At 40.3% G+C, this 25,740-nt stretch carries 26 protein-coding genes; 21 read left to right on the top strand and 5 right to left on the bottom strand.

Annotated features, from left to right (window positions below; genetic code table 11):
- Positions 1-13: 13 nt before the first annotated feature.
- From ACZ9EE_RS11560 to ACZ9EE_RS11550, 3 genes are read left to right on the top strand one after another with little or no spacing between them, the layout of a single operon-like run.
- Positions 14-667: a response regulator gene (locus ACZ9EE_RS11560; RefSeq protein ID WP_476027177.1), complete on the top strand. Its 654-nt coding sequence runs from the start codon at positions 14-16 to the stop codon at positions 665-667.
- Between the two features lie 12 nt (positions 668-679).
- Positions 680-1,132, top strand: a complete 453-nt coding sequence (locus tag ACZ9EE_RS11555; protein ID WP_476027175.1) for a GAF domain-containing protein — start codon at positions 680-682, stop codon at positions 1,130-1,132.
- 17 nt (positions 1,133-1,149) lie between these two features.
- Complete coding sequence (locus tag ACZ9EE_RS11550) at positions 1,150-2,178, top strand: PAS domain-containing sensor histidine kinase (protein WP_476027173.1); 1,029 nt, start codon at positions 1,150-1,152, stop codon at positions 2,176-2,178.
- Between the two features lie 95 nt (positions 2,179-2,273).
- Here ACZ9EE_RS11550 and ACZ9EE_RS11545 read toward each other — a convergent pair whose 3' ends face one another.
- The gene (locus ACZ9EE_RS11545) at positions 2,274-3,932 is read right to left on the bottom strand and encodes a glutamine--tRNA ligase/YqeY domain fusion protein (RefSeq protein WP_476027171.1); all 1,659 of its coding nucleotides are present in this window, start codon (positions 3,930-3,932) and stop codon (positions 2,274-2,276) included.
- A 228-nt stretch (positions 3,933-4,160) separates the two neighbouring features.
- On the opposite strand from ACZ9EE_RS11545, the gene ACZ9EE_RS11540 reads away from it, so the two are divergent.
- The 5 genes from ACZ9EE_RS11540 (at position 4,161) to ACZ9EE_RS11520 (ending at position 9,980) form a co-directional block, all read left to right on the top strand.
- Entirely contained in the window at positions 4,161-5,144 is a 984-nt protein-coding gene (locus ACZ9EE_RS11540; RefSeq protein WP_476032935.1) for a Gfo/Idh/MocA family protein, read from the top strand.
- 207 nt (positions 5,145-5,351) lie between these two features.
- Positions 5,352-6,368, top strand: coding sequence for a 4Fe-4S binding protein (locus ACZ9EE_RS11535; protein ID WP_476027169.1), 1,017 nt, complete (start codon positions 5,352-5,354; stop codon positions 6,366-6,368).
- A 337-nt stretch (positions 6,369-6,705) separates the two neighbouring features.
- Positions 6,706-7,302 (top strand): TetR/AcrR family transcriptional regulator, encoded by a 597-nt coding sequence (locus ACZ9EE_RS11530; RefSeq protein WP_476027167.1) that lies wholly within the window; start codon positions 6,706-6,708, stop codon positions 7,300-7,302.
- A 227-nt stretch (positions 7,303-7,529) separates the two neighbouring features.
- A complete protein-coding gene (locus tag ACZ9EE_RS11525; protein ID WP_476027165.1) occupies positions 7,530-7,895 on the top strand; it encodes an SCP2 sterol-binding domain-containing protein in 366 nt (121 codons plus the stop codon).
- 111 nt (positions 7,896-8,006) lie between these two features.
- On the top strand, positions 8,007-9,980 hold the full coding sequence (locus tag ACZ9EE_RS11520; RefSeq protein ID WP_476027163.1) for a WG repeat-containing protein: 1,974 nt from the start codon (positions 8,007-8,009) through the stop codon (positions 9,978-9,980).
- Between the two features lie 58 nt (positions 9,981-10,038).
- Here ACZ9EE_RS11520 and ACZ9EE_RS11515 read toward each other — a convergent pair whose 3' ends face one another.
- Positions 10,039-10,395, bottom strand: coding sequence for a hypothetical protein (locus ACZ9EE_RS11515; RefSeq protein ID WP_476027161.1), 357 nt, complete (start codon positions 10,393-10,395; stop codon positions 10,039-10,041).
- A 237-nt stretch (positions 10,396-10,632) separates the two neighbouring features.
- Between ACZ9EE_RS11515 and ACZ9EE_RS11510 the strand changes: the two genes are divergently transcribed.
- From ACZ9EE_RS11510 to ACZ9EE_RS11490, 5 genes are all read left to right on the top strand, one after another.
- The gene (locus ACZ9EE_RS11510) at positions 10,633-11,484 is read left to right on the top strand and encodes an MBL fold metallo-hydrolase (protein ID WP_476027159.1); all 852 of its coding nucleotides are present in this window, start codon (positions 10,633-10,635) and stop codon (positions 11,482-11,484) included.
- Between the two features lie 125 nt (positions 11,485-11,609).
- Complete coding sequence (locus ACZ9EE_RS11505; protein ID WP_476027157.1) at positions 11,610-11,909, top strand: DUF5658 family protein; 300 nt, start codon at positions 11,610-11,612, stop codon at positions 11,907-11,909.
- Positions 11,910-12,007: 98 nt separating this feature from the next.
- Positions 12,008-13,153, top strand: coding sequence for a DEAD/DEAH box helicase (locus ACZ9EE_RS11500; RefSeq protein WP_476027156.1), 1,146 nt, complete (start codon positions 12,008-12,010; stop codon positions 13,151-13,153).
- Between the two features lie 1,491 nt (positions 13,154-14,644).
- Positions 14,645-16,114, top strand: a complete 1,470-nt coding sequence (locus ACZ9EE_RS11495; RefSeq protein ID WP_476027154.1) for an amidase family protein — start codon at positions 14,645-14,647, stop codon at positions 16,112-16,114.
- A 55-nt stretch (positions 16,115-16,169) separates the two neighbouring features.
- The gene (locus ACZ9EE_RS11490) at positions 16,170-16,304 is read left to right on the top strand and encodes a hypothetical protein (protein WP_275677366.1); all 135 of its coding nucleotides are present in this window, start codon (positions 16,170-16,172) and stop codon (positions 16,302-16,304) included.
- A gap of 208 nt (positions 16,305-16,512) precedes the next feature.
- Here ACZ9EE_RS11490 and ACZ9EE_RS11485 read toward each other — a convergent pair whose 3' ends face one another.
- The 3 genes from ACZ9EE_RS11485 to ACZ9EE_RS11475 all read right to left on the bottom strand — a co-directional run bounded on the left by ACZ9EE_RS11485 (position 16,513) and on the right by ACZ9EE_RS11475 (position 18,999).
- Positions 16,513-18,045 (bottom strand): FAD-dependent oxidoreductase, encoded by a 1,533-nt coding sequence (locus tag ACZ9EE_RS11485; RefSeq protein ID WP_476027152.1) that lies wholly within the window; start codon positions 18,043-18,045, stop codon positions 16,513-16,515.
- 339 nt (positions 18,046-18,384) lie between these two features.
- On the bottom strand, positions 18,385-18,531 hold the full coding sequence (locus ACZ9EE_RS11480; protein ID WP_476027150.1) for a hypothetical protein: 147 nt from the start codon (positions 18,529-18,531) through the stop codon (positions 18,385-18,387).
- Positions 18,532-18,612: 81 nt separating this feature from the next.
- Positions 18,613-18,999, bottom strand: a complete 387-nt coding sequence (locus tag ACZ9EE_RS11475; protein WP_476027148.1) for a DUF1360 domain-containing protein — start codon at positions 18,997-18,999, stop codon at positions 18,613-18,615.
- A 115-nt stretch (positions 19,000-19,114) separates the two neighbouring features.
- Here ACZ9EE_RS11475 and safA point away from each other — a divergent pair, with 115 nt between their 5' ends.
- From safA to efeB, 8 genes are all read left to right on the top strand, one after another.
- A complete protein-coding gene (safA, locus tag ACZ9EE_RS11470; RefSeq protein ID WP_476027146.1) occupies positions 19,115-19,726 on the top strand; it encodes a SafA/ExsA family spore coat assembly protein in 612 nt (203 codons plus the stop codon).
- Positions 19,727-19,878: 152 nt separating this feature from the next.
- Positions 19,879-20,226 carry a lmo0954 family membrane protein gene (locus tag ACZ9EE_RS11465; protein WP_476027144.1) on the top strand — a complete coding sequence of 116 codons (348 nt, stop codon included), beginning with the start codon at positions 19,879-19,881 and terminating at the stop codon, positions 20,224-20,226.
- A gap of 29 nt (positions 20,227-20,255) precedes the next feature.
- The gene (locus tag ACZ9EE_RS11460) at positions 20,256-20,900 is read left to right on the top strand and encodes a PspA/IM30 family protein (protein ID WP_476027142.1); all 645 of its coding nucleotides are present in this window, start codon (positions 20,256-20,258) and stop codon (positions 20,898-20,900) included.
- Positions 20,901-21,041: 141 nt separating this feature from the next.
- Entirely contained in the window at positions 21,042-21,776 is a 735-nt protein-coding gene (gene liaF / locus ACZ9EE_RS11455; protein WP_476027140.1) for a cell wall-active antibiotics response protein LiaF, read from the top strand.
- Positions 21,773-22,822, top strand: coding sequence for a sensor histidine kinase (locus ACZ9EE_RS11450; RefSeq protein ID WP_476027138.1), 1,050 nt, complete (start codon positions 21,773-21,775; stop codon positions 22,820-22,822). Before liaF ends, ACZ9EE_RS11450 begins: the two co-directional genes overlap by 4 nt.
- On the top strand, positions 22,815-23,447 hold the full coding sequence (locus tag ACZ9EE_RS11445) for a response regulator (RefSeq protein ID WP_476027136.1): 633 nt from the start codon (positions 22,815-22,817) through the stop codon (positions 23,445-23,447). The genes ACZ9EE_RS11450 and ACZ9EE_RS11445 overlap by 8 nt, the downstream gene beginning before the upstream one ends.
- A gap of 134 nt (positions 23,448-23,581) precedes the next feature.
- Complete coding sequence (efeO, locus tag ACZ9EE_RS11440) at positions 23,582-24,430, top strand: iron uptake system protein EfeO (RefSeq protein ID WP_476027135.1); 849 nt, start codon at positions 23,582-23,584, stop codon at positions 24,428-24,430.
- Complete coding sequence (efeB, locus tag ACZ9EE_RS11435) at positions 24,431-25,720, top strand: iron uptake transporter deferrochelatase/peroxidase subunit (RefSeq protein WP_476027133.1); 1,290 nt, start codon at positions 24,431-24,433, stop codon at positions 25,718-25,720.
- Positions 25,721-25,740: the final 20 nt, after the last annotated feature.

Raw genomic sequence — 25,740 nt, 5'->3', positions numbered from 1 at the left:
GGAGATTTTATCATTGATAAAAATTCTGTTAGTTGATGATCATGCAGTAGTCAGAAGCGGTTTAAAGATGCTGTTGAACACCAATCCTCAAATGGAAGTAATCGGAGAAGCATCGGAAGGAAATGAAGGGATTAAAAAGACCTTAAAATTAAAACCTGATGTTGTTGTCATGGATTTAAGCATGCCGCATGGAAAAGACGGCTTATCAGCAACAAAAGAACTAAAAAAACTCATGCCTGAGATAAATATTTTAATTTTAACGATGCATGACGACGAGGAGTACCTTTTCCGTGCCATTGAAGGCGGGGCATCTGGCTGTATTTTAAAAAGTGCGCCCCATGCCGAGTTAATGTCTGCAATAGAATCGGTGGCGAGAGGGGATGCCTATCTTCATCCTGCCGCACAGAAACGTTTAATGGAAGAATACTTAGCGGGGGCAAAACAAGATAGTAATGATTTATACCATCTTTTGTCTGACCGCGAACAAGAAGTGCTCACCCTTATAGCGAAAGGGTATTCCAACAAGGAAATTGCAGAGCAGCTCGTCATTAGTGTGAAAACGGTTGAGACTCATAAAGGAAAAGTGATGGAGAAGCTGCAAATGAAAACCCGGCCTGAGCTGGTACAGTATGCGGTGAGAAAAGGGCTCTTAGGTTATGGGATATAAGGGGAGCACGGGATGACTGAGATACTAAAGATACAAGCGGTTACTAACGTATGTGACCAATTAAAGAAACAGGTTGGCTGTGATTTTGTCGGTCTTGCCATCCAAAATAAAGTGGGTCCGGACGTAAGGTGGCATTATGCTGTGGGAAATTTAAACGATAAATATAAACGGATAACTGTTCGCTTCGGGAAAGGCATAGCCGGTAAGATCATTTCAACGGGTGCTTCAATGACGATGGTAAATTTTCCTCATCAAGCAACAGGTAAAGTTACGGACTATCCGATTGCTCTTGCCGAAAAGCTGACCACATGCTATGCAGTCCCGTTATTTTTTAATAGCATACCAAAAGGGGTCTTATTGGTGGGTAACCGCGAAAGTTGTTCGTTTAGCGATTCGGATCAAGAATGGGTAAATGAATCAGGTCAGGCTTTAGAAGAGATATTAAAGGACTATATTGGACTTTAAGTCAGGGGGAATCGAAAGTGGATATTCAGCAGACGAGAAACGAACTGATGGATTATAAATTTGCCCTTGATGAATCTTCGATAGTCGCCATTACCGATTCGCGAGGGACGATTACATATGTAAATGATCAATTTTGTCATATCTCAAAATACGCTCGGGAAGAGCTCGTCGGATATGATCATCGGATTGTCAATTCAGGCTATCATTCCAAAGAATTTTTTAAAGAGATGTGGAGAACAATCGGAGCGGGCAAGGTTTGGAAGGGTGAAATTCTAAACAAAGCTAAAGATGGGACTTATTATTGGGTAGATACGACAATTGTTCCGTTTTTAAACGAACAAAAAAGGCCCTATCAATATGTTGCCATTCGGTATGAGGTTACAGAAAGAAAGCGTGTTGAGCAAGAACTTCAAAAAATGATGAGTTCCATTATTGATGTTCAAGAAGAAGAACGGAAGCGTCTCTCCCGTAATTTACATGATGGAATTGGCCAAAATCTCTATAGTCATTTAATTACCATCAATCGCTTAATGTCAGAAGTCGATCATCCACTGTTGCAGCAGATGCAGGAAGAAGCGGCACAATTAATCGAAGAGATTCGGGAAATCTCCTGGGAACTGCGTCCTTCCGTTCTAGATGACTTAGGGTTAGTCCCAGCTATTCGGTCTTTCCTATCTCGTTATTCCGACCATTATAATATCGATGTCTATTTTGATTGTGTGTTAAACCAGCGTCTTTCAATTAGTATTGAACTGACTATTTACAGGATTATTCAAGAAGCATTAACCAATATACGGAAATATGCAGAGGTAAACGAAGCAGCCGTCACGGTAAGAGAAATGGATGATATGGTCCGGGTCATGGTTGGGGATAAAGGGAAGGGTTTTGATGTAGACAAACAGTCGCTGGGCGTCGGTCTATTCAGTATGGATGAACGAGCACGCTCTGTTGGTGGTGAGCTGTGTATTATCGCTTCACCGGGGAAAGGAACAAAAGTGATTTTAGAGATACCCATATCTAAAGACAAAGAACCAGGCTTTCAATAAGCCTGGTTCTTTGTCTTATAATAAGAAGTTTATAAGCTTGTTCTTTGAAAATGGTGCAGCAAAGGTCCTGTCGCTCTACTAAACGGTTTTTGCTTTTATAGCTTAAACGAACTCTTAAGAGAGACGATTCTGTTAAAAACAAGCTTATCAACGGTCGTATCCTTAGGGTCGACGTTGAAATAGCCGTGGCGGAAGAACTGGAATTTATCCTGAGGTCTGCTTTCTCTCATGTTTGGTTCAACATAACCCTGAAGTATTTCCAAAGAATTTGGATTTACATGATCAAGGAAAGTGGTCTTCCCCTCATCACTGCTTTCGTCTGTTTGATCCAAAATAAGCGGCTCGTATAAACGGAATTCAGCTGGAACAGAATGGGTCGCTTCTACCCAATGAATGGTTCCTTTGACTTTTCTTCCGGTAAAGCCAGTTCCACTCTTGGTTGCTGGGTCATAAGTACAACGAAGTTCTACAACCTCACCATTTGCATCCTTGATAACCTCTTCGCATTTAATGAAATAGGCATGTTTTAGACGAACCTCATTACCAGGGAAGAGGCGGAAGTATTTCTTTGGCGGATTTTCCATGAAATCATCTTTTTCGATATATATTTCACGAGAAAATGGGATCTTCCGCATCCCCATGTCCAGATTTTCTGGATTTATCTCCGCGTCAAGTAATTCGATTTGGCCTTCTGGGTAGTTGGTAATGACCACTTTTAACGGGTTAATGATCCCCATTGTCCGTGGAACCTTTAATTTTAAATCTTCCCGGACATAGTGTTCGAGCATTTGTGAATCGACGGCACCGGAACCTTTGTGTACACCGGTTTCGTTTACAAAGGCACGGATGGATTCCGGCGTAAATCCTTTTCGTCTCATTCCGGAAATTGTCGGCATGCGCGGATCGTCCCAGCCATCGACAAAACCTTCTTCCACTAACTGCTTAAGCTTTCGCTTGCTCATCACAGTATTGGTTACATTCAAACGGCCAAACTCAATTTGCTGTGGTGTGCTTTCCATTTCACATTGTTCTACCACCCAATTATATAAAGGACGTTGATCTTCGAATTCAATGGTGCAAATAGAATGGGTGACCCCTTCAATCGCATCTTCAAGCGGATGAGCAAAAGCATACATAGGGTAAATACACCATTTATCGCCAGTATTATGGTGTGTCGTATGTGAAATACGATAAATAACAGGGTCACGCAGATTGATATTAGGTGAACTCATATCAATTTTTGCCCGAAGTACCTTCTGACCATTATCGAACTCACCTGCACGCATCCGTTTAAATAGCTCTAGATTCTCCTCAATGGAACGGTCGCGATAAGGACTATTTTTTCCCGGCTCTGTTAATGTACCACGGTATTCACGAATTTCTTCAGCTGACAGGTCATCAACATAAGCAAGCCCTTTTTCAATTAATAGTACAGCACGGTTGTACATTTCCTCAAAATAATCGGAAGCAAAGAATAAGTTATCCCATTCAAATCCAAGCCATTTCACATCTTCTTTAATGGAGTTTACAAACTCGATATCCTCCTTTAACGGATTGGTATCATCAAAACGTAAGTTCGTTAGTCCATTAAATTCATCCGCTAAACCGAAGTTTATAATGATTGATTTAGCGTGTCCAATATGTAAATAGCCGTTTGGCTCTGGTGGGAATCGTGTTACGATCTTTTGGTGTTTACCTGATTCCAAATCTTTTATCATAGTATCTTTTATGAAATTGGATGTTTGATTTTCCACCTTTTAAAACCTCTTTTCATCAGTGTCTGCTATGGCCTTCGAATCAAAGCCTGCACTTTTCTTCATATCTATTACATATAACATAAAATCTGATATTTTTCCATTGTTCCCAACAATTGATGTTCGAAACAGATAGAATCTGGAAAATTGCATGTTTTATTGGTAAGCAGGGCTTAAAAAGGATAAAATGGTACCTAAAAGTAATCAATAGGAAGAGGTAATAACATGATTAAGTTTGCTACAGTGGGGACTGGATGGATTACGGAAGCTTTTATTGAAGCAGCAAAGCTAAGTGAACAATATCAATTAACGGGGGTATTTTCACGGAACGAGGAAAAAGCGAAACAGCTCGCAAATCAATATAATGCATCACATTATTTTACTGACTTAGAAGAAATGGCTCAAAGTGAAGAATTCCAGGTCGTATATATAGCCTCGCCGAATTCACTTCATTTCGAGCAAGCAATGATTTTTTTGAAAAATAAAAAGCATGTGATCTGCGAAAAACCAATCTTCTCTAACACTGCTGAATTAGAAAAGGCCTACCAAACAGCTGAAGAAAATGGTGTCTATCTATTTGAAGCAATTCGGAATATACACACTCCAAATTTTAGAATACTCAAGGAAAAGCTTCACATGGCAGGAACACTAAGAAGTGCAATTTTACCTTACATTCAATACTCCTCCCGCTATGATTTATTTTTAGAAGGAGAGGAGCCAAATATTTTCTCGGCGGATTACTCCGGTGGAGCATTGGTCGATTTAGGTGTTTATCCATTATATTTAGCAGTCTGCCTGTTCGGAAGACCTAAGAAAGTCTCTTATCACCCAGTTCTTTTGAGAAGCGGTGTAGATGGCAGCGGAACATTATTATTAGATTATGAAGACTTCATATGTACCGTTCTTTGTTCTAAAATATCTGCTTCAACGATTCCATGTGAAATACATGGGGAGAAGGGAACCTTTGTCCTTGAAGATGCGGCTCCAATATCCGAAATAAAGTTTTTTGATGCGCATACCAAAGAGAGTCAAGTCCTAAGTATGAACCAAGAAGAGCAAAACATGATCTATGAATGTATTAATATCGCGAGAATAATCGAAACTAATAATAATGAGGGTTATCAGAAATTAAAGGACTGGAGTGAAATCGTCCTCAGTATTACAGAAGAAGCAAGAAGGCAGAATCAAATCGTGTTCAAGGCAGAACAGTAAAAAATACCAGCGGATTTTAATGAATCCGCTGGTATTTTTTTTCTTAAAAGATTAGTTTACCACTAAATGATACTAGGGCACTTTTTGACTAATTTAAGAAGTCTAATGTGACATTTCTTTGAAATAACGTCATTCGATGATTTATATCACTTACCTCCTACACAGCGTTCATTATATTTAGGTTAATAATGAATGGAGGAAATCCTTATGAAGTCTAAAGCTTGGTATAGGAAGCAGTTGAAACGCAAGCCGGTGCAAATCACCAGATATGCCATTCAGGCTGTGTTTTTGTTGTTTTCGCTCTATATAGGACTGCAATTTTATCAATTTTATGATCACTTTGTAACAAATGGAAAAACACCGTTCGTGGAACGCCCATCTGCTGTCGAGGGATTTTTACCGATAAGTGCACTCGTTGCCCTGAAAGTTTGGCTGACCAGCGGGGATTTTGATGTGATTCATCCAGCTGGTCTTGTTTTTCTTTCGTTTTTTGTCGGGGCAGGAATCCTCCTCCGTAAATCCTTTTGCAGCTGGATCTGTCCAGTCGGTACAGCCAATGAACTGATTGCCTGGTTTGGCAGAAAGATATTTAAACGAAACTTTGATATGCCAAAATGGCTTGTCTCGCTGTTAACCCCGATCAAGTATGTGTTGTTGTTATTTTTTATCGGTATGGTCCTTCAAATGGATATTTTTAGTGCCAAAAGCTTTCTTGTTGATAACTATAATAAAGTTTCAGATGTTAAGATGCTGCTATTATTCTTAAACCTTAGTGGATTTACCTTGAAATTCATCCTTGTTATTTTTATTTTATCTTTATTTTTTAGAAACTTCTGGTGCCGGTTTTTGTGCCCATGTGGTGCATTCATTGGACTAGGTTCGATTTTTAGAGTGACAAAAATAGAAAGGAACGTTGATACTTGTACGAACTGTGAAATGTGTACAAAGGTATGCCCGCAGCGATTAAAGGTTCATGAGGTGGAGAAAGTTACCTCTCTAAATTGCTCGGCTTGTATGTCATGTGTGGAGGCATGTCCGATTAAAGATGCATTAAACATGACGGTTGCAAAGAAAAAAGTGAATAAATGGTTTGTTCCGGTTACGTTCTTTGTGTTATTCTTCATCGTAATCGGTGCCGCAAAAATGACAGGTCACTGGAATACCATTATCACTTACAGTGAATGGAAACAATTAATCCCGGAAGCGCGTTATATCGGTCACTAAAGAAGATTCTTTTTCGTAAACAGCCTTATAAAAATAGGCAGCCATCTGGCTATTTATTTTTTTACATTTGTTTATTGCTGGTCAGCGTATTCTCTTTTAAAATTAAGGCTCTGTTAAACGATATTGTTGTTTTTTTACTCTGTTAATTGGAGCGGAAGGCGCTCGACTTCTACGGGAGTACGAGGCAGGGGAGACCCCACAGGCGCTTTCAGCGCCGAGGAGGCTCCCCGGCACGCCCGCGGAAAGCGAGCGTATGGAGCGGAAATCAACAGCCGTATTTAACAGAGCCAAAATTAAAGGGAATACGTTGTCGTACCAAATGGATTGGACTGATTAGATGTTATTTTTAAGTGAAATGCCAAAAGAAGCCAGAGAAAAAATTCTTTATGCAGGTTTATTACGGTTTACAACAGATGGATTTAAAGCTACCTCTGTGCTGGAGATTGTTGAAATGGCCAGAGTTTCAAAAACAACCTTTTATCAAAATTTTTCCAGTAAAGAAGAGTTAATGGCGGAGCTCTTACGGGTAATTGCAGAGGAAATCTTCAATGAAGTAAGGTGTTCAACTGATCAAGAGAAGCGAAATGCCTATAAGGCATATGCAGGAATACGCCGCTACATAGAGATATGTTTTGCTGATATGAAGGCCGCTAACTTAATGTTAGTTGAATCTGTTGGTATGTCCCAAGAGATTGAGAAAGTAAGAGGTGAAGCGCATCGCCGTTTTGCCCGGCTTATTTTTCAAACCGTGCAAGGGCAACTGCCGGATACTGTTTCAGAGATGGAAATGCAAATAGTATCCCTGGCAATGGTAGGAGCCATCAACGAAGTGGTGGTCCAACATTATAACCAATCAGCCGCTGTCGAGTATGATGAGCTTGCTCGCCTGTTAAATCGTATTGTTATCAGTGCGTTTTTACATTTAGGTAATTAATCCTGATAGCCAAAGGTGATATCGCAAAGGGCATGAAAATAGAAACGATTCTTCGAAGATATCATATCAAAGAACCTTTTTAATCATCGATAGAGATAAAGCAGGTGTTTGCCGAATTTGTCTTTTTTTTGCAAAAAAAAAGAACGGATATGATTGCACGATACGGATACGTACTAGTATCATAAACCTATAAGAATGTGGGTGATTTAAAAAAAGGAGTGTTGGCTTTGTCAAAGACAATTGAAGAGTATACTCTACAGGATTTAGTGAAGCTGATTGTAGAAATATTAAATAAAAACCCAGATCCCATCCAAGGGGTTACGGCCATTTATCAATTTGATATTCATGGCGAGGTAGAGGAATCCTTCCAGCTTCATTTTCAAGATGGAGGTGCTTCGGTAAATAATAGGCAAGGTACACCTGCCGATTGTACGTTAAAAATGTCATTAGCCAATTTCCGCCTGTTCTTGTTAGGAAAACTGAATGGAACGATGGCATTCATGACAGGTAAATTGAAAGTTCAAGGGGATATAGGCAAAGCACTTAAAATCGAAAGTATCCTTCGATCGTACAATGTGAAGGAGCATTTATAAGAACCTTAAATAGTACGCTTCAACAGTGTGCTATCTTTAATTTGTAAAAATCATCATCACACACACCGCCTATTAAACTCATATATATATTAAAAAAATGGGTGAATAACAATGGTGGGATCTAATCGAGAGGTACGTCTTGTGATGCCTTACCTCCCTGATGGAGCAGAAATCGAATATCTAAACAATCAGGCCATTCTTAGCTGGGGAGATTTAGATGGGGATGGAATTAATGAAGTCTTTGGCCTTTATCGGTATCATCAACAGCCTTATTTATTTGTTTTAAAGTACAGGTGTGAATCCTGTTTATCCTATTTTCCGGTTTCAAAATTAATCGAGGAAAGGGCAATTCGAATCCTTAATGAATTTTTTGACACAAGAGCCGTTTATTTATATCCTGCATCGATAAGAGAAATAGGCGGGAGCAAGTGGGGATATATCAATGCGAAGGGCAAATTTATTCTACCTCCAATCTATGACCATGCTGCGGATTTTCAAGACAATGGTTTAGCTGTCGTTGGACTTATAGATAAATCGGGCATTATTGATGAAAAAGGATATTTTATTGTGAAGCCCAAATATGATACAATTCAGCCGTTTCTGGAAGGACGGTCGGTGGTTAATGACCATGCAGGTTTCAAGGTTATCGATGAAAGTGGGAAAGAGATTACTGAAAAAGCTTACGCTTTAATCGATCCCGAATATAAGGAGGGACGTGTAGAAGCTGTAGAAATAGACAAGGACGGTAATTACCTATATGGGTATTTAAATAAGCGGGGTAAAGTGGTAATCCCCGTCATCTATGAATCGGCCAGTGATTTTACAGAGGGAAGAGCACTTGTAAAATCCAAGGGAGGTCAGTATCATTTAATTGACCTTACAGGAAAAGTATTGCATACCTACCCCTATGCATGGGTTGGAAATTATGGTCAAGGTCTGCTGTCTTTTAAGAAAATTAACGATGGATTATATGGCTATATCGATGTTCAGGGTAATATGATTATTGAGCCCGCGTATACAACTGCCGGACGATTTATAGACGGGCGTGCCATTGTCAGTCTCGAAGGTAATCGAAAGGAACTCTATGGATTAATTGATCAAAATAGACAATTTGTAATAAAAGCTAATTACAATCAAATTTTAAACATTGGGGAAAAACGGTTCGCCATTGGGAAAGAAATCAATCCGAAACAAGCATGCATGCGTTCCATTTTCGCCTTGGCTGACCATGATGGACATGTTTTAACTGGATTTATTTTTCATGAAATGGGGAACTATCAGGATGGACTAGCGTCTGTCTCAGATGATCAACATACCTATTTTATAGATAAGCAAGGAAATCGAATGGATCACTTGCCATACGTAAGCGGAAACGGGAGGCTAAGCATTGAAAAGACCCTTATAAAAGGTGATATTGATCAGCGTCTCATATACTTTAGTCAAAAAAATGAGTTGGTTTGGAAACAAGCGTCTACCTATCGCTTAAATAATCAATACTCTGTTGTGGAACATAAATTTAAGCCTAACTTCGATTATCTCGTTTATTATCCCGAGATTAAGGGGATCGAAAATGCAGTCCAAGTAAACAATGCTTTAAAAGCAATGGCTGGGGTAAAACGAGTATCCGTTACGCCTTTGGAGTCCGCTTACACAGGCGATTATGAGATTACTTTTTTTAAGAAAAATCTTGTAGTGATTGAGATAACCGGTTATGATTATCCATTTTGTGCGGCTCATGGAATGCCGTTAAAAAAATATGCTCATATAAACCTTAAAGCGGGTCGATTGTACCAGTTAGCAGATCTTTTTAAACCAGGAAGTCCTTATGTAAAGGTGATAAGTGATTTAATTGAAGATCAAATCAATAGCAATGACGAATACTCATACCTCCTTCCAGGTGAATACCATGGAATCCAAGCGAATCAGCCGTTTTATATAAATGAAGCGGGATTAAATATCTACTTTCAGCCCTATGAAATTGCTCCTTATGCAGCTGGCTTTCCCACTTTTTCAATACCGTTCCATGAACTGAAAGCAATGATTGATTCTAATAGTGAATTTTGGCTGGCCTTTCATCAAGAATAGATATGAACAAAAAAGCGTATACCTTGAGGTTAAACGCTTTTTTGTTTATGAATATCTTCTATACATACTTTCTCCTAAAACCAAACCAATAGCTGCCAAGGACGATGATGAGGAAAAAACAAACTACTGCAGGAACAAGGTAGTCTTTAAAAGAAGGCTGAATGCCTTGGTCTTTTTTCATAAGCAGAACAGCATTATCTGTCTGATTCTTGGTGTTTTTTGTGTCTGCAGCTTGGCTATTTGGTTTTTTATTTGAGATGGTCACCACAGTTGATGTTGAATTATTATCAAATGAATCTGTCTGTACAGAATCCAATGAAGGAGTAGATCTTACTGAATGTGCAGCGGCAAAACAAGTTGTTCCAAATAAAAAGAACAAGAACGATGCGAAAAGTGCAATTTTGCTAAACATCATATTCAACTCCGATATATTGTTTTCCTGATGTTCATTTTATCATCTATTGCCCTGTTTAAATCGAATTAGCGACAATGTTCACAAACCTTTCGATTTTCCTTTCTTTGAGATAAGTAAGGAATAACTATGAATAGTTATTCTTTATTAGAAACAAAAATGTCTGCTATAATGTAATGCGGAGAAACTGTCATAAAATTACTTACTGGGTTAAATAATAATCAAAAAGGGGGTAGTTGCATGGATCAGACTCAGGATAGTAAATTTGAGGATTCATTTCTTCCGATGTCTTCAGTTGGGAGCGGGATCGGCGTTGCCGTTTTGCCAGATATATATTGCTACACAGATCAAATTGTTAATCTAGTTGTGATAGGAAACCCAAGTGAGACAACTGATTTTGTACTGATTGACACCGGGATGCCAAAGTCGGCTGGGCAAATTAAGGATATGATTCAGGAGAGGTTTGGAGAAAAAGCCATACCGAAAGCGATAATCCTGACGCATGGGCATTTTGATCATGTTGGGTCTATTGCCGCTCTTTTAGAGGAGTGGGAAATTCCTGTATATGCACATGAAAAAGAGCTTCCTTATTTAACGGGAAAAGAGAATTATCCACCAGGAGATCCAAATGTGGACAGCGGGCTTGTTGCCAAGATGTCAACGATGTTCCCCAACCATGGGATTGATATTAGTGCACATGTTCAGGCGCTTCCAAACGATGGAACGATTCCATGTCTGCCTGAGGGCTGGAAATGGATCCATACCCCTGGGCATTCTCCGGGCCATATCTCATTATTCCGTGAACAAGATAGAACCCTAATTGCCGGAGATGCCTTTGTTACTGTAAAGCAAGAATCGCTTTATAAAGTTATTACACAAACACAGGAAATTAGCGGTCCGCCGCGATATTTTACGACCGATTGGGATGCGGCCTATCAGTCAGTGAAGAAATTGGCGGAATTGAAACCGCAATTGGCTGTGACGGGGCATGGGATTCCGATGAGTGGGGAGGAGCTATCCTCGAACCTAATGTATTTAGTAGAGCATTTTAATGAAGTGGCTAAACCTGCAAGCGGGAAATACGTAAATTGAGACGATTACATAGGTTGCTTAACCAGCAGCCTTTTATTTCCTTTTGTGTGTTCGTAATAAAGAATGTATCGATCTATTTATATTTAGAAAGAATGGTGTTTAACAGGGAATGTTAAGGAGGAAATATGAAACCTTGTATCTTTTTATTCGCTGCTGGTTTGTTAGATGCAATCTTGACACATGTCGGAATCTCATTAGGGTTTATTGAAGAGGGAAACCCGATGATGAGAGAAATTATTGACGAGGGCTGGTCCTATTTTTATTTGATTAAAATATTCCTTCCGCTGATACTGATTGTTTTATTTTATCTCAAACCCTTTAAAGGACTGATTCGAGCCCTGCTTATTTCTACATGTGTCCTTTATTTATCTGTCCTTGCCTACCACATGGTCTGGGTTATCCTTTACCTCAATACGCCGGCATAATCCAAACTAGACACCCAAAGAATAATAAGATAGTATCAATACGATATCGAATAACAAATAATAATCGTAAAAATGATTTGAGATAGAAGGAGTACAAAATGTTAAACACCTTACAACCCTTTTTACAGGAAGCATGGCAAAAGTCAGGGTTTCAAGCCCCAACCTCGATTCAGGAGTCAGCGGTTCCGCTCATCCTCGAAGGAAAAGACGTGATTGCGGAGTCACCCACAGGAACTGGGAAGACATTAGCTTATTTACTCCCATTGTTACATAAAATCGACATTAAGGCCCCTTCCTTACAGGCAGTTGTTTTAGCCTCTTCACAAGAGCTTGTCATGCAGGTTTATCAAGAATTCCAAAAGTGGTCAGAGGGAAGCGGGATAAGAGGTACATCCATTATTGGCGGTGCCAACCCAAAACGCCAGCTTGAAAAATTAAAGAAGCGTCCTCAGGTTATTTTTGCTACGCCTGGACGGTTACTAGAGTTAATTAAACAAAAAAAGGTGAAAATGCACGAAGTCAAGATGGTTGTCCTAGACGAGGGTGACCAGCTGCTAATTCCAGAGCATTTACAGACGGTTCAGCAGATTGTGAAATCGACTATGGGTGACCGTCAAGTCGTATTATTTTCGGCCACAATGAAACAGGTGACAGAAAAGTTAGCTAAAGAATTGACCAATGACCCTGAAGTATTACGGATTGAAAAAGATGACATAGCATCTTCTGGTGAAGTGGAACATATCTATTTTTTGTGTGAGCCAAGGGATAAAATTAAGCTTCTTGAAAAAATAGCCCGCCTAGAAAAAAGTAAATCGCTCGCCTTTATTAATGATATTGGCGAGATTCAAGTAGTTAAAGAAAAATTGTTATTTAAAGAATTATCAATTGGTATGCTTCATAGTGACATGAAAAAGCTCGAACGCCAGGCGGCTTTAAAGGATTTCCGTGATGGAAAAATGAAAATGCTGATTGCTACAGATATTGCGGCACGTGGTCTGGACATCCAAGGTGTAAGCCATGTGGTACAAATTGATTTCCCTAAGGATATCACACAGTATGTACACAGAGCTGGAAGAACAGGAAGAATGGGGGCAAACGGAACGGTTATATCACTTGTAACTGAGCGTGAAGAACGCGAACTGAAGCGTTATTGCCGGGAATTGCAAATCCCGCTCCATAAAAGAGTCTTTTATCAAGGAAATATCGTGGCGGAAGAACAAAGACAGCAAAGGCTTAAACGGTAAGAGGAAGCAGTGGTGTATTCCTAAGTAGGTCAGTTTAAGGTAGAAAAACAAAATTATAACTGTATTTTTCAGTCCAATTCACAATAGAGTTGGACTATTCATTTTTGTTGATACATCAAGGTTTGTATGGAATCATATCTAAACTTGCAATAAAAAGGGCATATAAATTAGTATATGGACAATAGTTATTGGTCATATGTTATTTGATGCAACAAACGTAATGCTGATTTCCTAGTTATGATTCAAATAAGGTCAACGATAAGTAATTTTAACTTCCGCTTGCTGCTCAAAACATCAGACGGGCAAAAGTGTCGGAGAATAGGGCAGCTTTGAAAAATATCAGGAAAATTATATCAGTTGTGTCCAAAGTCGAGGTATCTTCGGATGCAGATGGATAAATTACTTGAGTCCTGTCCGAAGTAGAGTCATCTTCTGACAACAGATGGCTAAATTACTTCAGTCCTGTCCGAAGTCGAGGCAACTTCGGACAGCAGATGGCTAAATCACTTCAATCCTGTCCAAAGTCGAGGCAACTTCGGACAGCAGATGGCTAAATCACTTCAATCCTGTCCGAAGTCGAGGCAACTTCGGACAGCAGATGGCTAAATCACTTCAGTCCTGTCCGAAGTAGAGGCATCTTCGGACAGCAGATGGCTAAATCACTTCAATCCTGTCCAAAGTAGAGGCATCTTCTGACAACAGATGGCTAAATTACTTCAATCCTGTCCAAAGTCGAGGCAACTTCGGACAGCAGATGGCTAAATCACTTCAATCCTGTCCAAAGTCGAGGCAACTTCGGACAGCAGATGGCTAAATCACTTCAATCCTGTCCAAAGTAGAGGCAACTTCGGACAGCAGATGGCTAAATTACTTCAGTCCTGTCCAAAGTCGAGGCAACTTCGGACAGCAGATGGCTAAATCACTTCAATCCTGTCCGAAGTCGAGGCAACTTCGGACAGCAGATGGCTAAATCACTTCAATCCTGTCCGAAGTCGAGGCAACTTCGGACAGCAGATGCTAAATTACTTCAGTTCTGTCCGAGGTCAGGAAATCTTCTTACAAATAAGTTTTCCGACACGCTAAAAAAACGCTCGGTTTCCCAAGCGTTTATTTTGCTAATTCACTTGCTAATTTTCGTACAAAAGCAGTGTTAATCAGGTTGATAGTTCAGTTGTGGCATTTTAATTTTCTACTCGATAACTGAACTACTTAGGTGTATTCCACTGCTTCTTTTTATAAGGCTGTGTTAATCTTGTATGTTGATTTCCGCTCCAGGCGGCTTCGCTTTCCGCGGGCGTGCCGGGGAGCCTCCTCGGCGCTTTAGCGCCTGCGGGCTCTCCCCTGCCCCGTACTCCCGCAGGAGTCTTCGCCGCCTTCCGCTCCAATCAACATGCTAAAAATCAACAATATTCTTTAACACAGCCTTTTATAAAAGAAGGATTACTTATAGGAGAACTTGAATTATTTATCTGGAAGAGGAGGGAAAAAATTATGCAAAATCCAAAATTGAAAAAACTATCTGATGAGTGGCTAGAGGAGGCCTCAATCAGTGTAATGCAAGAAAAACTAACAACTGGCGAGCTTACCTCTAAAGAGCTTGTTCTGCTGTATTTAAAGAGAATTTCTATTTTTGATAAGTCGATCCATTCTATTCTGGAAGTTAATCCAGATGCCATACATATTGCAGAAGCTCTTGACGCTGAACGGAAGAAATCTGGACCACGCAGCCGGCTGCACGGTATTCCGATTTTAATCAAAGATAATATCGATACACATGACAAAATGCATACAAGTGCAGGATCAGTGGCCTTAAAGGATTCAATTGCCTTAGAGGATTCGGCAGTAGCAGAGCAATTACGTCAGGCAGGTGCTATTATATTAGGGAAGACTAATATGACAGAATGGGCCAATTTTATGGCTTATGGTATGAAAAGCGGTTATAGCTCAAGAGGCGGGCAAGTCCTAAATCCTTATGGACCTGGAAAATTTGACGTTGGTGGGTCAAGTTCAGGATCGGGAGCAGCGATCGCTGCTAATTTTGCAGCTGCTGCAGTCGGGACGGAAACCTCAGGTTCGATTTTAAACCCGGCCTGCCAGAATTCACTAGTGGGGATTAAACCCACGGTGGGTTTAATCAGCAGGAGAGGGATTATCCCAATAGCACATACCCAGGATACGGCAGGCCCGATGGCGAGGACGGTTGAAGACGCTGCTATTTTATTGACAACTTTATGTGGAATGGATGACCGCGATCCTATTACGAAAACAAATCCATTAATAGGGACAGACTTTACGAAATTTCTGCGAGGTGATGGTCTTAAAGGGAAACGAATCGGTATCGCAACAGAAGGTTTTATCGAGCTTCTAGATAAAGATAAGGCAGACATCGTAAAAACCGCATTGGATGTAATAAGAAAGTCAGAGGCTCAGGTAATTGAGAATATTTTCATCCCTTCAGTCAAAGCCCAGTGGAAATATGATGTTTTAACCTATGAATTTAAGCCAGACCTAAATGCTTATTTAAGTAATCTTCATCCCTCAATTCCAATTAGAACGCTTGCTGATTTAATTGCCTTTAATAATCAAAATGAAGAGCAAATGCTTAAGTATGGACAAGCTGTACTCGTTGAATCAGAAGCAACAAGCGGGTCACTTACGGAACAAGCTTACATTGATGCATTAGAGTTTGATCTTTATCATTCCACCGAGCAGGGGATGGATTATGCACTTGAAAAGAATCAATTAGATGTGGTTATCATTCCAAGTGACGAGGGGTCGCATATAAGTGCTAAGGCTGGGTATCCGACGATAACAGTACCGATTGGTTACACGCAAGAAGGAGAACCTGTTGGTCTTTCGTTTGCTGGAACTGCCTTTAGTGAACCGGTATTAATTGAAATTGCCTTTGCTTTTGAACAAATGACTGGCCATCGAAAACCTCCAGTTTTAGGAAAGGAATAGGGGGATTCTGATTCATCCATACTATAAATGATTTTCTTGAAAAGGAGATGGTAGTGTGGGAAGACAGAAACTTGGTAATGCCAATGCCCAGCGTAATAATAATCGTAAAAAAGGCATGAAGGATAGTGCAGAATTAGTGGAATTTACAACTGGCGAAGAATTGAAACGGAACCGTCCGAATAGCAAATAAATAAATTAAGAAAAACGCCTCCAATGGATGGGGGCGTTTTGAATTTCAAGGGGACTCAGTACTGGATAGTTTATAATTCTGGATTTTTGTTAAAATAACTGATTTTTTGTTAATATCCAAGATTATTTTGACAATATGTCCATCTTTTGTTAATATCCGTAGATATTTTGTTAATAAATTTAGTTCAGCTGATTTTTTCTTCTTAAAATTATTCTTCTTTAAGTAATTCCAATGCTTTCTTGGTTGGTCCTTCAATCACATCGCCTGCATATGAGTAGCGGGAGCCATGGCAAGGGCAGTCCCAAGATTTTTCGGCATGATTCCATTCGCATTCACAGCCGAGATGGGTACAGGTAGTATCGACAATATAGAGTTTCCCCTTGTCGTCTTTATAGGCCCCGGCTCTTTTTCCACGGTACGTAACAACCGAGCCTTCACCTTCCTGTAGATCTTCCGGTACTTTTTCAACTACTTCAAGCTTACCCTTAAGTAAGTGTTTGGCCACATCTACATTCGTTGAAATTACTTCCCTTAAATCGGGATCCGCATGAAAACGGGATGGTGTATATAACGCTCCATATGGACTCGAACCACTGACAATATAATCTTTTAAAATATGCCCTGCCAGAATCCCTGTGGTCATTCCCCATTTTTTATAACCAGTGGCAATTAAAACATTTTTTCGATCTTCCGTATAGGGTCCAATGTAAGGCAGTTTATCCAAGGTCACGTTATCTTGAGCAGACCAGCGGTATTCGTATTCCTTTATGCCAAAAACTTCTTCTGTAAAGGTTTGCAGCTTGTCAAAGTGCTTTAACGTGTCAACTCCCTGACCTGTTTTGTGGTTTTCTCCGCCAATAATCAACAGATTCTCTCCATTATCGAGCGGGGTATAACGGATCGAACGGGTGGGGCTGTCAGCGCTGATGTACATGCCGCCTGGGTATTCTTGCTTTGTTTTGACACCGATTGCGTAAGAACGATCAGCGTACATTCTTGCAAAATACAGTCCCGGCTTATCATAAAAAGGAAAATGCGAAGCAATGATTACCTGTTTAGCTGTCACCCTGTGGCCGTCTTTTGTGATCACCTTTGGCTCTGAAAAATCGTCCTCTATATCATCAGCAACGGTATTTTCATAAACAGAACAGCCTGCCTGAACCGCTTCATCCAAAAGGGCCTTTAAAAATTTAAGGGGATGATACTGAGCCTGATTACTCATCATTAATGCCAATTTTGCAGGAATATTAAATGGAATCGAATCTTTTAAGGCTCCAGCAATATCTAGATCCTTGTAAGCCTCCCATTCGGTTTTAAGCTTGTCTGCATACTCTTCCGTTGTCGCATAAACATAAGCATCCTGCTTACTAAAGTCGCATTTAATACCTTTCTCGTTCACGGTATTCTCCACAAACTGAACAGCCATCATCATTGATTCATAATATAATCTCGCCTTTTCTTTTCCAAGATGGTTAATAAACTCATCATAAATTAGGCCGTGCTGAGCCGTTAATTTGGCTGTTGTATGCCCAGTTGTTCCGTTTAAAATTCCGCCTGCTTCAAGCAGGGCTACTTTTTTTCCTTCCTTTGTCAGGAGGTAGGCGGCCGTAATACCTGTAATCCCAGCACCCACAATGGCTACATCCACATTAATATCCTGATTTAAAGACTTAAATGCAGGCAGTTCGATTTCACGCCAATATGTTCGAGGAAACTTTTGGGTGTTTTCAGATGAACTCATATGTATTCCTCCACTTCAAAATAATCACATGTTTAATTTTTCCTAAAAAGAAAAAATCATGTGAGGAAGGAATATTTTATTTTCTACTAAAAAGGCTGTGTTAAAGAATATTGTTGATTTTTAGCATGTTGATTGGAGCGGAAGGCGGCGAAGACTCCTGCGGGAGTACGGGGCAGGGGAGACCCCGCAGGAGCTAAAGCGCCGAGGAGGCTCCCCGGCATGCCCGTGGAAAGCGAAGCCGCCTGGAGCGGAAATCAACATACAAGATTAACACAGTCACTAAAAAAAGCAAACTCGCCTAATTTAGCGAGTCCTTAGTACATAAAGGAATGATGGAGGTTACATTGATTCTTGATCAGAATTAATTTTATCAATCCGGTTGGGGTCGTCTGTATCCAGTCCCTGTCGTAAGAAATGAATAAAGACTCCACCTGCAAAACCAAGACAAAGGACAAAAGCGATGGTCGTAATCCACCAAATGGCCACCTGAAAATCCCCCTTTAGATATGCCTAGTGTTGAAGCATATCTAAATATATGCGCAGGGGCTCGTAATTTTTCCACTTGTCTTAGGTTTTGTTTCTGTCTTTCTTATGAAGCTCGGAGTAGTAATCGACCTTTTTGATGTTCACACCGACAAAAGTTTCGATAATCGATTGGCCGCCTGCAATGGAGAGAATTAAAATAATCACGAAGGTGACTTTAGGAAAAAGCAGGTAGCAGCCACCTAAAATACCCGCGCTCCAGACGCCGGCACACCAATAACATTTTAATAAATAGCCAAACATGGAGGTGGGGACTTCCTTTGTTGTGGTTCCATCATTGGTTTCTACCTTAATCTTTTTTACAAATGGTCTGCGGATAAATTCCGTAATCTTATCAAAAACGATCAAATGGGTTAATCGGTAACTTGCTAAAATTAACATGATATAAGTCATCCAAGAAATGTCTGTCACATTTAAATCCTCCAAAGACCGTTTAATTTAATGTAAGTAAAAAAGGATGTTTATTTTTTCACTGCCTGTATATTTTGAGCTTGAAATCAAAATTATATATCGAGGAGGCGAAAAAATGAAAAAATCTTTTTGGTTTAGTTTTCTATTTTTACTATCCCTTTTCTGTATTCCTAGTGTCTCGTTTGCCCAACAAATTTACACTGTTCAGTCAGGAGATTCACTTTGGAAGATTGCCGTCAGGTATCAAGTTGGAATTAGTGAGATTATTTCAGCAAACCCGCAATTTAAAAATCCAAACTTGATTTATCCTGGTCAAAAGGTAACCATACCTGATTTAAGCGGTGTGAAATCAGTTGAAAACCAAGTGATTCAGCTAACAAATCAGGAGCGCGCAAAAAATGGATTACGTGCCATGACGGCCGATTGGGAATTGTCACGGGTTGCACGCTACAAAGCAATGGACATGAGAGACAAAAATTATTTTAGTCACACAAGTCCTACATATGGCAGTCCTTTTGATATGATGAAGAATTTTGGGATTACTTATCGTTCAGCAGCAGAAAACATTGCTGCCGGGCAAACGACACCACAATCGGTGGTACAATCATGGATGAACAGCTCAGGTCACCGTGCCAATATTTTAAGCTCCAACACTAGAATTGGGGTTGGTTACGCTAAGGGCGGCTCCTATGGTTATTACTGGGTCCAAATGTTTATTTCTAAATAATCCACGTCAAGGGTCAGTTTTTTAAGCAATAGCTTGGAAGACTGACCTTTTCTACGTCTTAAGACCGATAGAAAAATCAAGCTTAGGCGCAATTTTAGGAGTATTGGAAAAAAGGTAAGATGAAAACAAGAAAAGAAAGGAGTGAAACAAAGATGAAAAAATTTGGTTTACTTTTAGCCGGAGGTGTTGCGGCAGTCATCCTGCTGTCAACTATTGGTCCCATGGTGGGATTACTCGTAAGTGTGGTTCTTCTGTATTTCATCTTTAAGCAATTCATAAAGACTAAATCGATTGGCGGCCGAATTGGGCTTGGAATTATTGGCTTTATCGTCCTGATGGCATCTTTACACAATGCCCCAGCGATCATTGGTGTAGCAGCAGCTTATGTTTTATACCTTGTTTATAAAAAGTGGAACAAAAGCAAGGTCAACAAAATAAACGCAGCTGATGACCCGTTTGTTAATTTTGAAAAACAGTGGAACGAATTGAAAAATTACTAAAATGCTAATTTAAAAGGAGAGTATGAAAAATGACAAACTTATTTACAAGGATTAGAAATACCATTACTGCCGATTTACATGAGGCGCTCGACCAGAAGGAAAATAAAAACCCCATTGCTATGCTGAACCAATACCTTCGTGAATGTGAACAAGAAACAGAAAAGGTTAGAAAACTGTTAGAGCGTCAATATATTTTAAAGGATGAATTTACGAGGGAATACCATCATGCAGTAGAGTTAGCCAATAAAAGAAAGCACCAGGCAGAAATTGCTTCAAAAGCGGAGGAAACAGAGCTAGCTGATTTTGCCTCGACTGAGTATCAACAATACCAAGACAGGTCCAGCCGCATCAAAGCATCACTTGACCAAGTCACCGGACAGCTTGGAGATTTAGAAAGAAAATACGAAGAAATGAAGCATAAATTAAAAGACATGAATTTACGCCGGATGGAATTAATGGGCCGTGAGAATGTAACTCGGGCAAATCTTCGAATGAACCAAGTGCTGGATGCTCATACTTATTCCGATCAATCTTACTCAAAATTTAAGGAAATTGAAAACTATCTCGATCGGCTTGAGCATCAAGTCAACAGCTCCCTTTACCGCAATACGATCGATGCGAGGATTGCCAAAATAGAAAAAGAAATGAAATTAGAAGAAAGTAAGTCCATTTAGTCAAAAAAATGGTATCCTAAAAGAAAAGCGTAAGGCGCCCGTCTATCGGTGACAAGCACAAGACGAGCCGGCAGGTAAAAGGCGTAGTGTAACTGCGCCTTTTACCTGTAAAAATACTGCATTAAAAAGGGAGGGTGGCCAATGTTTAAAAATACGAAAAGTGATTATCTTAGCTGGCTTGTTATCATCGGGATCGTAATCTTGCTCTTAGAGATTTTATTTTTTAACAGAGGGCTGATATTCTCTCTTTTTATTGCAGGCGGGATGATCTATTTAGGCCGAAAAAAGGCAGGTAAAAGACTAGGGAAATTCCTGTTTATTGTTGGCATCATCTTCTTTGTTCTAAGTATTGTCCATATGATGACTTTTAAGTTTTTATTGCTAGCCATACTTTTACACTTTTTCATTCAATTTATAAATTCAAAAAAGCAGCCAAAAAAAATAGTGCCGGATATTGTTCCTTCTGAACCAGAGCAATCAGAAGAAACGTTGATTAGTTCGGAACCATTGTTTAGTAATATTCTCGTTGGACAGCAAAAAACGCCTACCGGTGTATATGAATGGGATGATGTGAACATCCAAACGGGGATTGGCGATACTGTTATTGACCTTAGTTACACGCTGCTGCCAAAGGGAGAAGCCGTTATTTTTATCCGAAATATCATCGGAAATATCCACATCCTTGTACCATACGAAACGGAAGTAAGTATTCACCATTCTGGTGTCGTGGGTTCGGCTAAAGTATTTGGAAATGACAAAGATAAAATTTTCAACCAAGTTTTCCACCTGAAAACTTCCGGTTATGAAACTTCCGAGACCAAAGTGAAAATCGTTACCTCGCTTGTGGTCGGGAATTTAGAGGTGAGCCGGATATGAGTTCAACCCAGCGGCAAATGATCTGGCATATTCTGTTTTGTTTTCTAATCGCGTTAGTCATTGGAGCGGTTCTAATTTATGTATTCCCATTGGGAAACTGGTCGGAACTATGGTCGAGACAATTCATGAATATACCGATTGTGATTTTTGTTCCTGTCTTTAGTATTGCAATCGGAATATTCTTAGGCGGGATTTCAGGCCTTTTTTGGCGTAAACAATTACTTGCAGTTGAGCATTCATTGCATCAGCTGGAGGAAGGAAGACCAATAGAAGTGCCAGAGAAGCCCTCTGTTTCAGAGATCCAAGCCATTGCTAAAAGAATTGAGAACGTTGGCAGGCAAATGTCTGAGCAGGCAAAGCTGTCACAGCGGCTAGCTACTGAAAAGGTAGAGGCCCAGGAAGAAAGAATTCAGCAAATCATTGAACAGGAGCGGAATCGCCTGGCCCGAGAATTGCATGACTCTGTCAGCCAGCAATTATTTGCCGCCTCGATGATGATGTCGGCCATCAACGAAACAAAAGACCAATCTGAAGATGACCGGGATGCTAAACAATTAAAGCTCGTTGAGGAAATGATTCATCAATCACAATTAGAGATGCGGGCCCTATTATTACATTTACGCCCGGTTGCCTTAAAAAATAAAACGCTCCAAGAAGGAATAGAAGAGCTATTAATCGAATTATCTCAAAAGGTGACAATGGATATTAACTGGAAGGTCGAGAATTTTCCCTTAGATAAAGGGGTAGAAGATCATCTGTTCCGAATCCTGCAGGAGTGTGTTTCCAATACGCTCAGGCATTCTAAAGCCAGTAAATTTGAGGTTTTATTAGTAAAACGGGATGACCTTGTTATTCTTAGGATTGTAGATGATGGAATTGGTTTCGAAGTGAACGAAATGAAAGCTGGATCCTATGGCATGCAGAACATGCACGAACGGGCAGTAGAAATAGGCGGTACACTAAAAGTGGTTAGTGTTAAAAATAAAGGAACAAGGCTGGAAGTGAAGGTTCCAGTGATGATTAATGGAGATGGTGTGCATGATTAGAGTAGTGTTTGTCGATGACCATGAGATGGTAAGAATCGGAGTTTCTTCTTACCTTTCAGCGCAGCCGGACATTGAAGTGGTAGGCGAAGCTGATAATGGGAAAAAAGGGGTAGAACTCGCTTTGTCACTTCGCCCTGATATTATTTTGATGGACCTGGTTATGAAGGAAATGGATGGAATTGAAGCGACTCGGCAAATTATTGAGCAATGGCCTGAGGCTAAAGTTATTATCGTGACAAGCTTTTTGGATGATGAAAAGGTTTATCCTGCGCTTGAAGCCGGGGCGACTAGTTATATGCTGAAGACCTCTAAGGCTAGTGAAATTGCTAACGCTGTCCGTGCTACCTATCATGGCCAATCGGTCCTTGAGCCTGAAGTGACTGGAAAAATGATGGTCAAAATGCGTCAAAAAACTACTCATCTGCCACATGAAGAACTAACTGCCCGAGAACTGGAAATCCTCCTTTTAATGGCTGAGGGGAAAACGAATCAGGATATTGCGGATGACTTATATATCGCCCTGAAAACCGTAAAAACCCATGTTAGCAATATCTTAAGCAAACTAAATGTCCAAGATCGAACCCAAGCAGTGATCTATGCCTTTAAGCATTCCTTAATAAAATAAACGTGAAACCTTCTAACATATGTTGGAAGGTCTTTTAATTTTAAAAAAAATCATTGAAAATTGTTCTCATTTACTGTTATTATTATAATAATGAAAATCATTCTCATTAATATCTGCCTGGAGGAAATTAATATATGAAAATACATAAATTATCTGGCCTTGTTCTATTATCTAGCAGTCTACTATTTGGTTGTTCCAATTCCGATCAAGCTTCGTCGACAGAAAAAGTAAAGGAAACCAAAAACACTGCAGCGGATTCTTTAAAAGGGGTAAGTGCGGATTATAGAGAATATGCGATAACCGAAATTGAAGAGTTTGTTAAAGCCACAGAGGCGTTTACTACTGCAGTTAAAAGCGGTGATATTGAGAAAGCAAAACAGCTTTATGGACCAGCTCGGATGCACTATGAGCGCGCCGAACCAATCGCTGAGAGTTTTGGTGACCTCGACCCAAAGATTGATGCGCGAGAAGGAGACGTTCCCGAAGCAGAATGGGGCGGATATCACCGGATTGAAAAAGGATTATGGATGGAAAACACGACAAAAGGGTATGAACAAATGGCTGATCAGCTAATGAAAGATGTTAACCTGTTACGTGCAAAGGCTGACACAGTTGAAGTAACGCCGGATTTATTAATAACCGGAGCTGTAGACCTTCTAAATGAAGTTTCCACATCCAAAGTAACCGGTGAAGAGGACCGCTACTCCCATACCGATCTTTACGACTTTGCGGCAAACGTTGAAGGAGCGGAGAAAATCTATCAGCTGCTGCAACCAGCATTAGAGAAAAAAGACAAAGACGTTTCAACAGAGATTCAGGCTCGTTTTGATGATGTGTATAGTCTATTAAACCAGCATAAAAATGGTGATGGCTACAAGCTTTATACAGAATTGACGGAAGCGCAGGTAAAAGAGCTTAGCCAGGCCATTGATGCACTAGCTGAACCACTATCACAAATAGGTATTATTACGGAGGCGTCTTAATTGACAAACAATCCAACCAACTTAGAGGCACTAGCTGAAAAAAAGGTATCAAGACGGGATATATTGAAATCCGCCGGAATTGGCGGTGTCGGAGTCATTCTAGGAGCATCCGGTCTCGGTAGTGTCCTTTCGCTAAAGGAAAGTAAGGCATCCAGCCCTGAGTCGAATCAAGAGATTGTTCCTTTTTATGGTGATTATCAAAGCGGTATTACGACAAAACCACAAAACCACGTTTATTTTGTTTCCTTAGATGTAACGACATCTAAACGAGAAGACTTGTCCAAACTATTTAAAGAATGGACGAAGGCTTCTGCTTTGATGACAGAGGGAAAGGCAGTCGGCAAACTTTCTAGCAATGAATTTTTACCTCCAGATGATACAGGGGAGGCGGCAGGTCTTTCGCCTTCAAACTTAACGATTACATTTGGAGTCGGACCTAGTCTTTTTGTCAAAGATAATCAAGACCGTTTTGGATTAAAACACAGGCAGCCAAAGGAATTGGTCGACCTTCCTGCTTTTCCGCTTGATGCATTGGAAGAGGAATGGACCGGTGGAGATCTGTGTATTCAAGCTTGTGCCGATGATTTGCAGGTAGCTTTTCATGCGGTCAGAAATCTTATTCGAATCGCCAGAGGGAAAGCGACCTTGCGCTGGGCGCAAACTGGTTTCCAGCGGACGAAGCAGGCCGATCCTAAAAAGGAAACTCCGAGAAACTTATTCGGTTTTAAAGATGGTACAGTCAACCCGGATGTTGATAGTAAAAAACAGACTAACGAGCATATCTGGGTTCAGCCGGGTGATGAACCCGATTGGCTTGTTAATGGCAGTTACCTTGTAGTGCGCCGGATTCAAATGTTTATTGAGGTATGGGACCGAACCAATCTAAAGGAGCAAGAAAACACATTTGGCCGATACCGGGACAGTGGTGCACCGTTAGGTCAAAAGAATGAATTTGATAAACCTGATTTCACTCAGAAGAAAGAAACCGGTGCGGACATGATCCCTGTCAATTCTCATGTACGCTTATCCCATGGCGATGGCACACAGCAGATTCTTCGCCGGGCCTATTCCTATGCGGATGGAATGGACTTGAAAACAGGCAGCTTTGATGCAGGCCTTTTGTTTTTATGTTTCCAGCGTACACCAAGTAAGCAGTTTATCCCTATTCAGAACAGATTGGCTAAAATGGATAAATTAAATGAATATACATCCCACCGCGGAAGTGCCATTTTTGCTTGTTTACCAGGCACTAAACAGGGCGGTTTTATCGGAGAGACACTATTTAACTAGTGGATGCTCTTTTACAGAGG

The organism is Bacillus sp. URHA0034 (assembly GCF_056280405.1).
The sequence above is the reverse complement of the archived record's forward strand: the minus strand, read 5'-3'. Positions and strand labels throughout refer to the sequence as shown.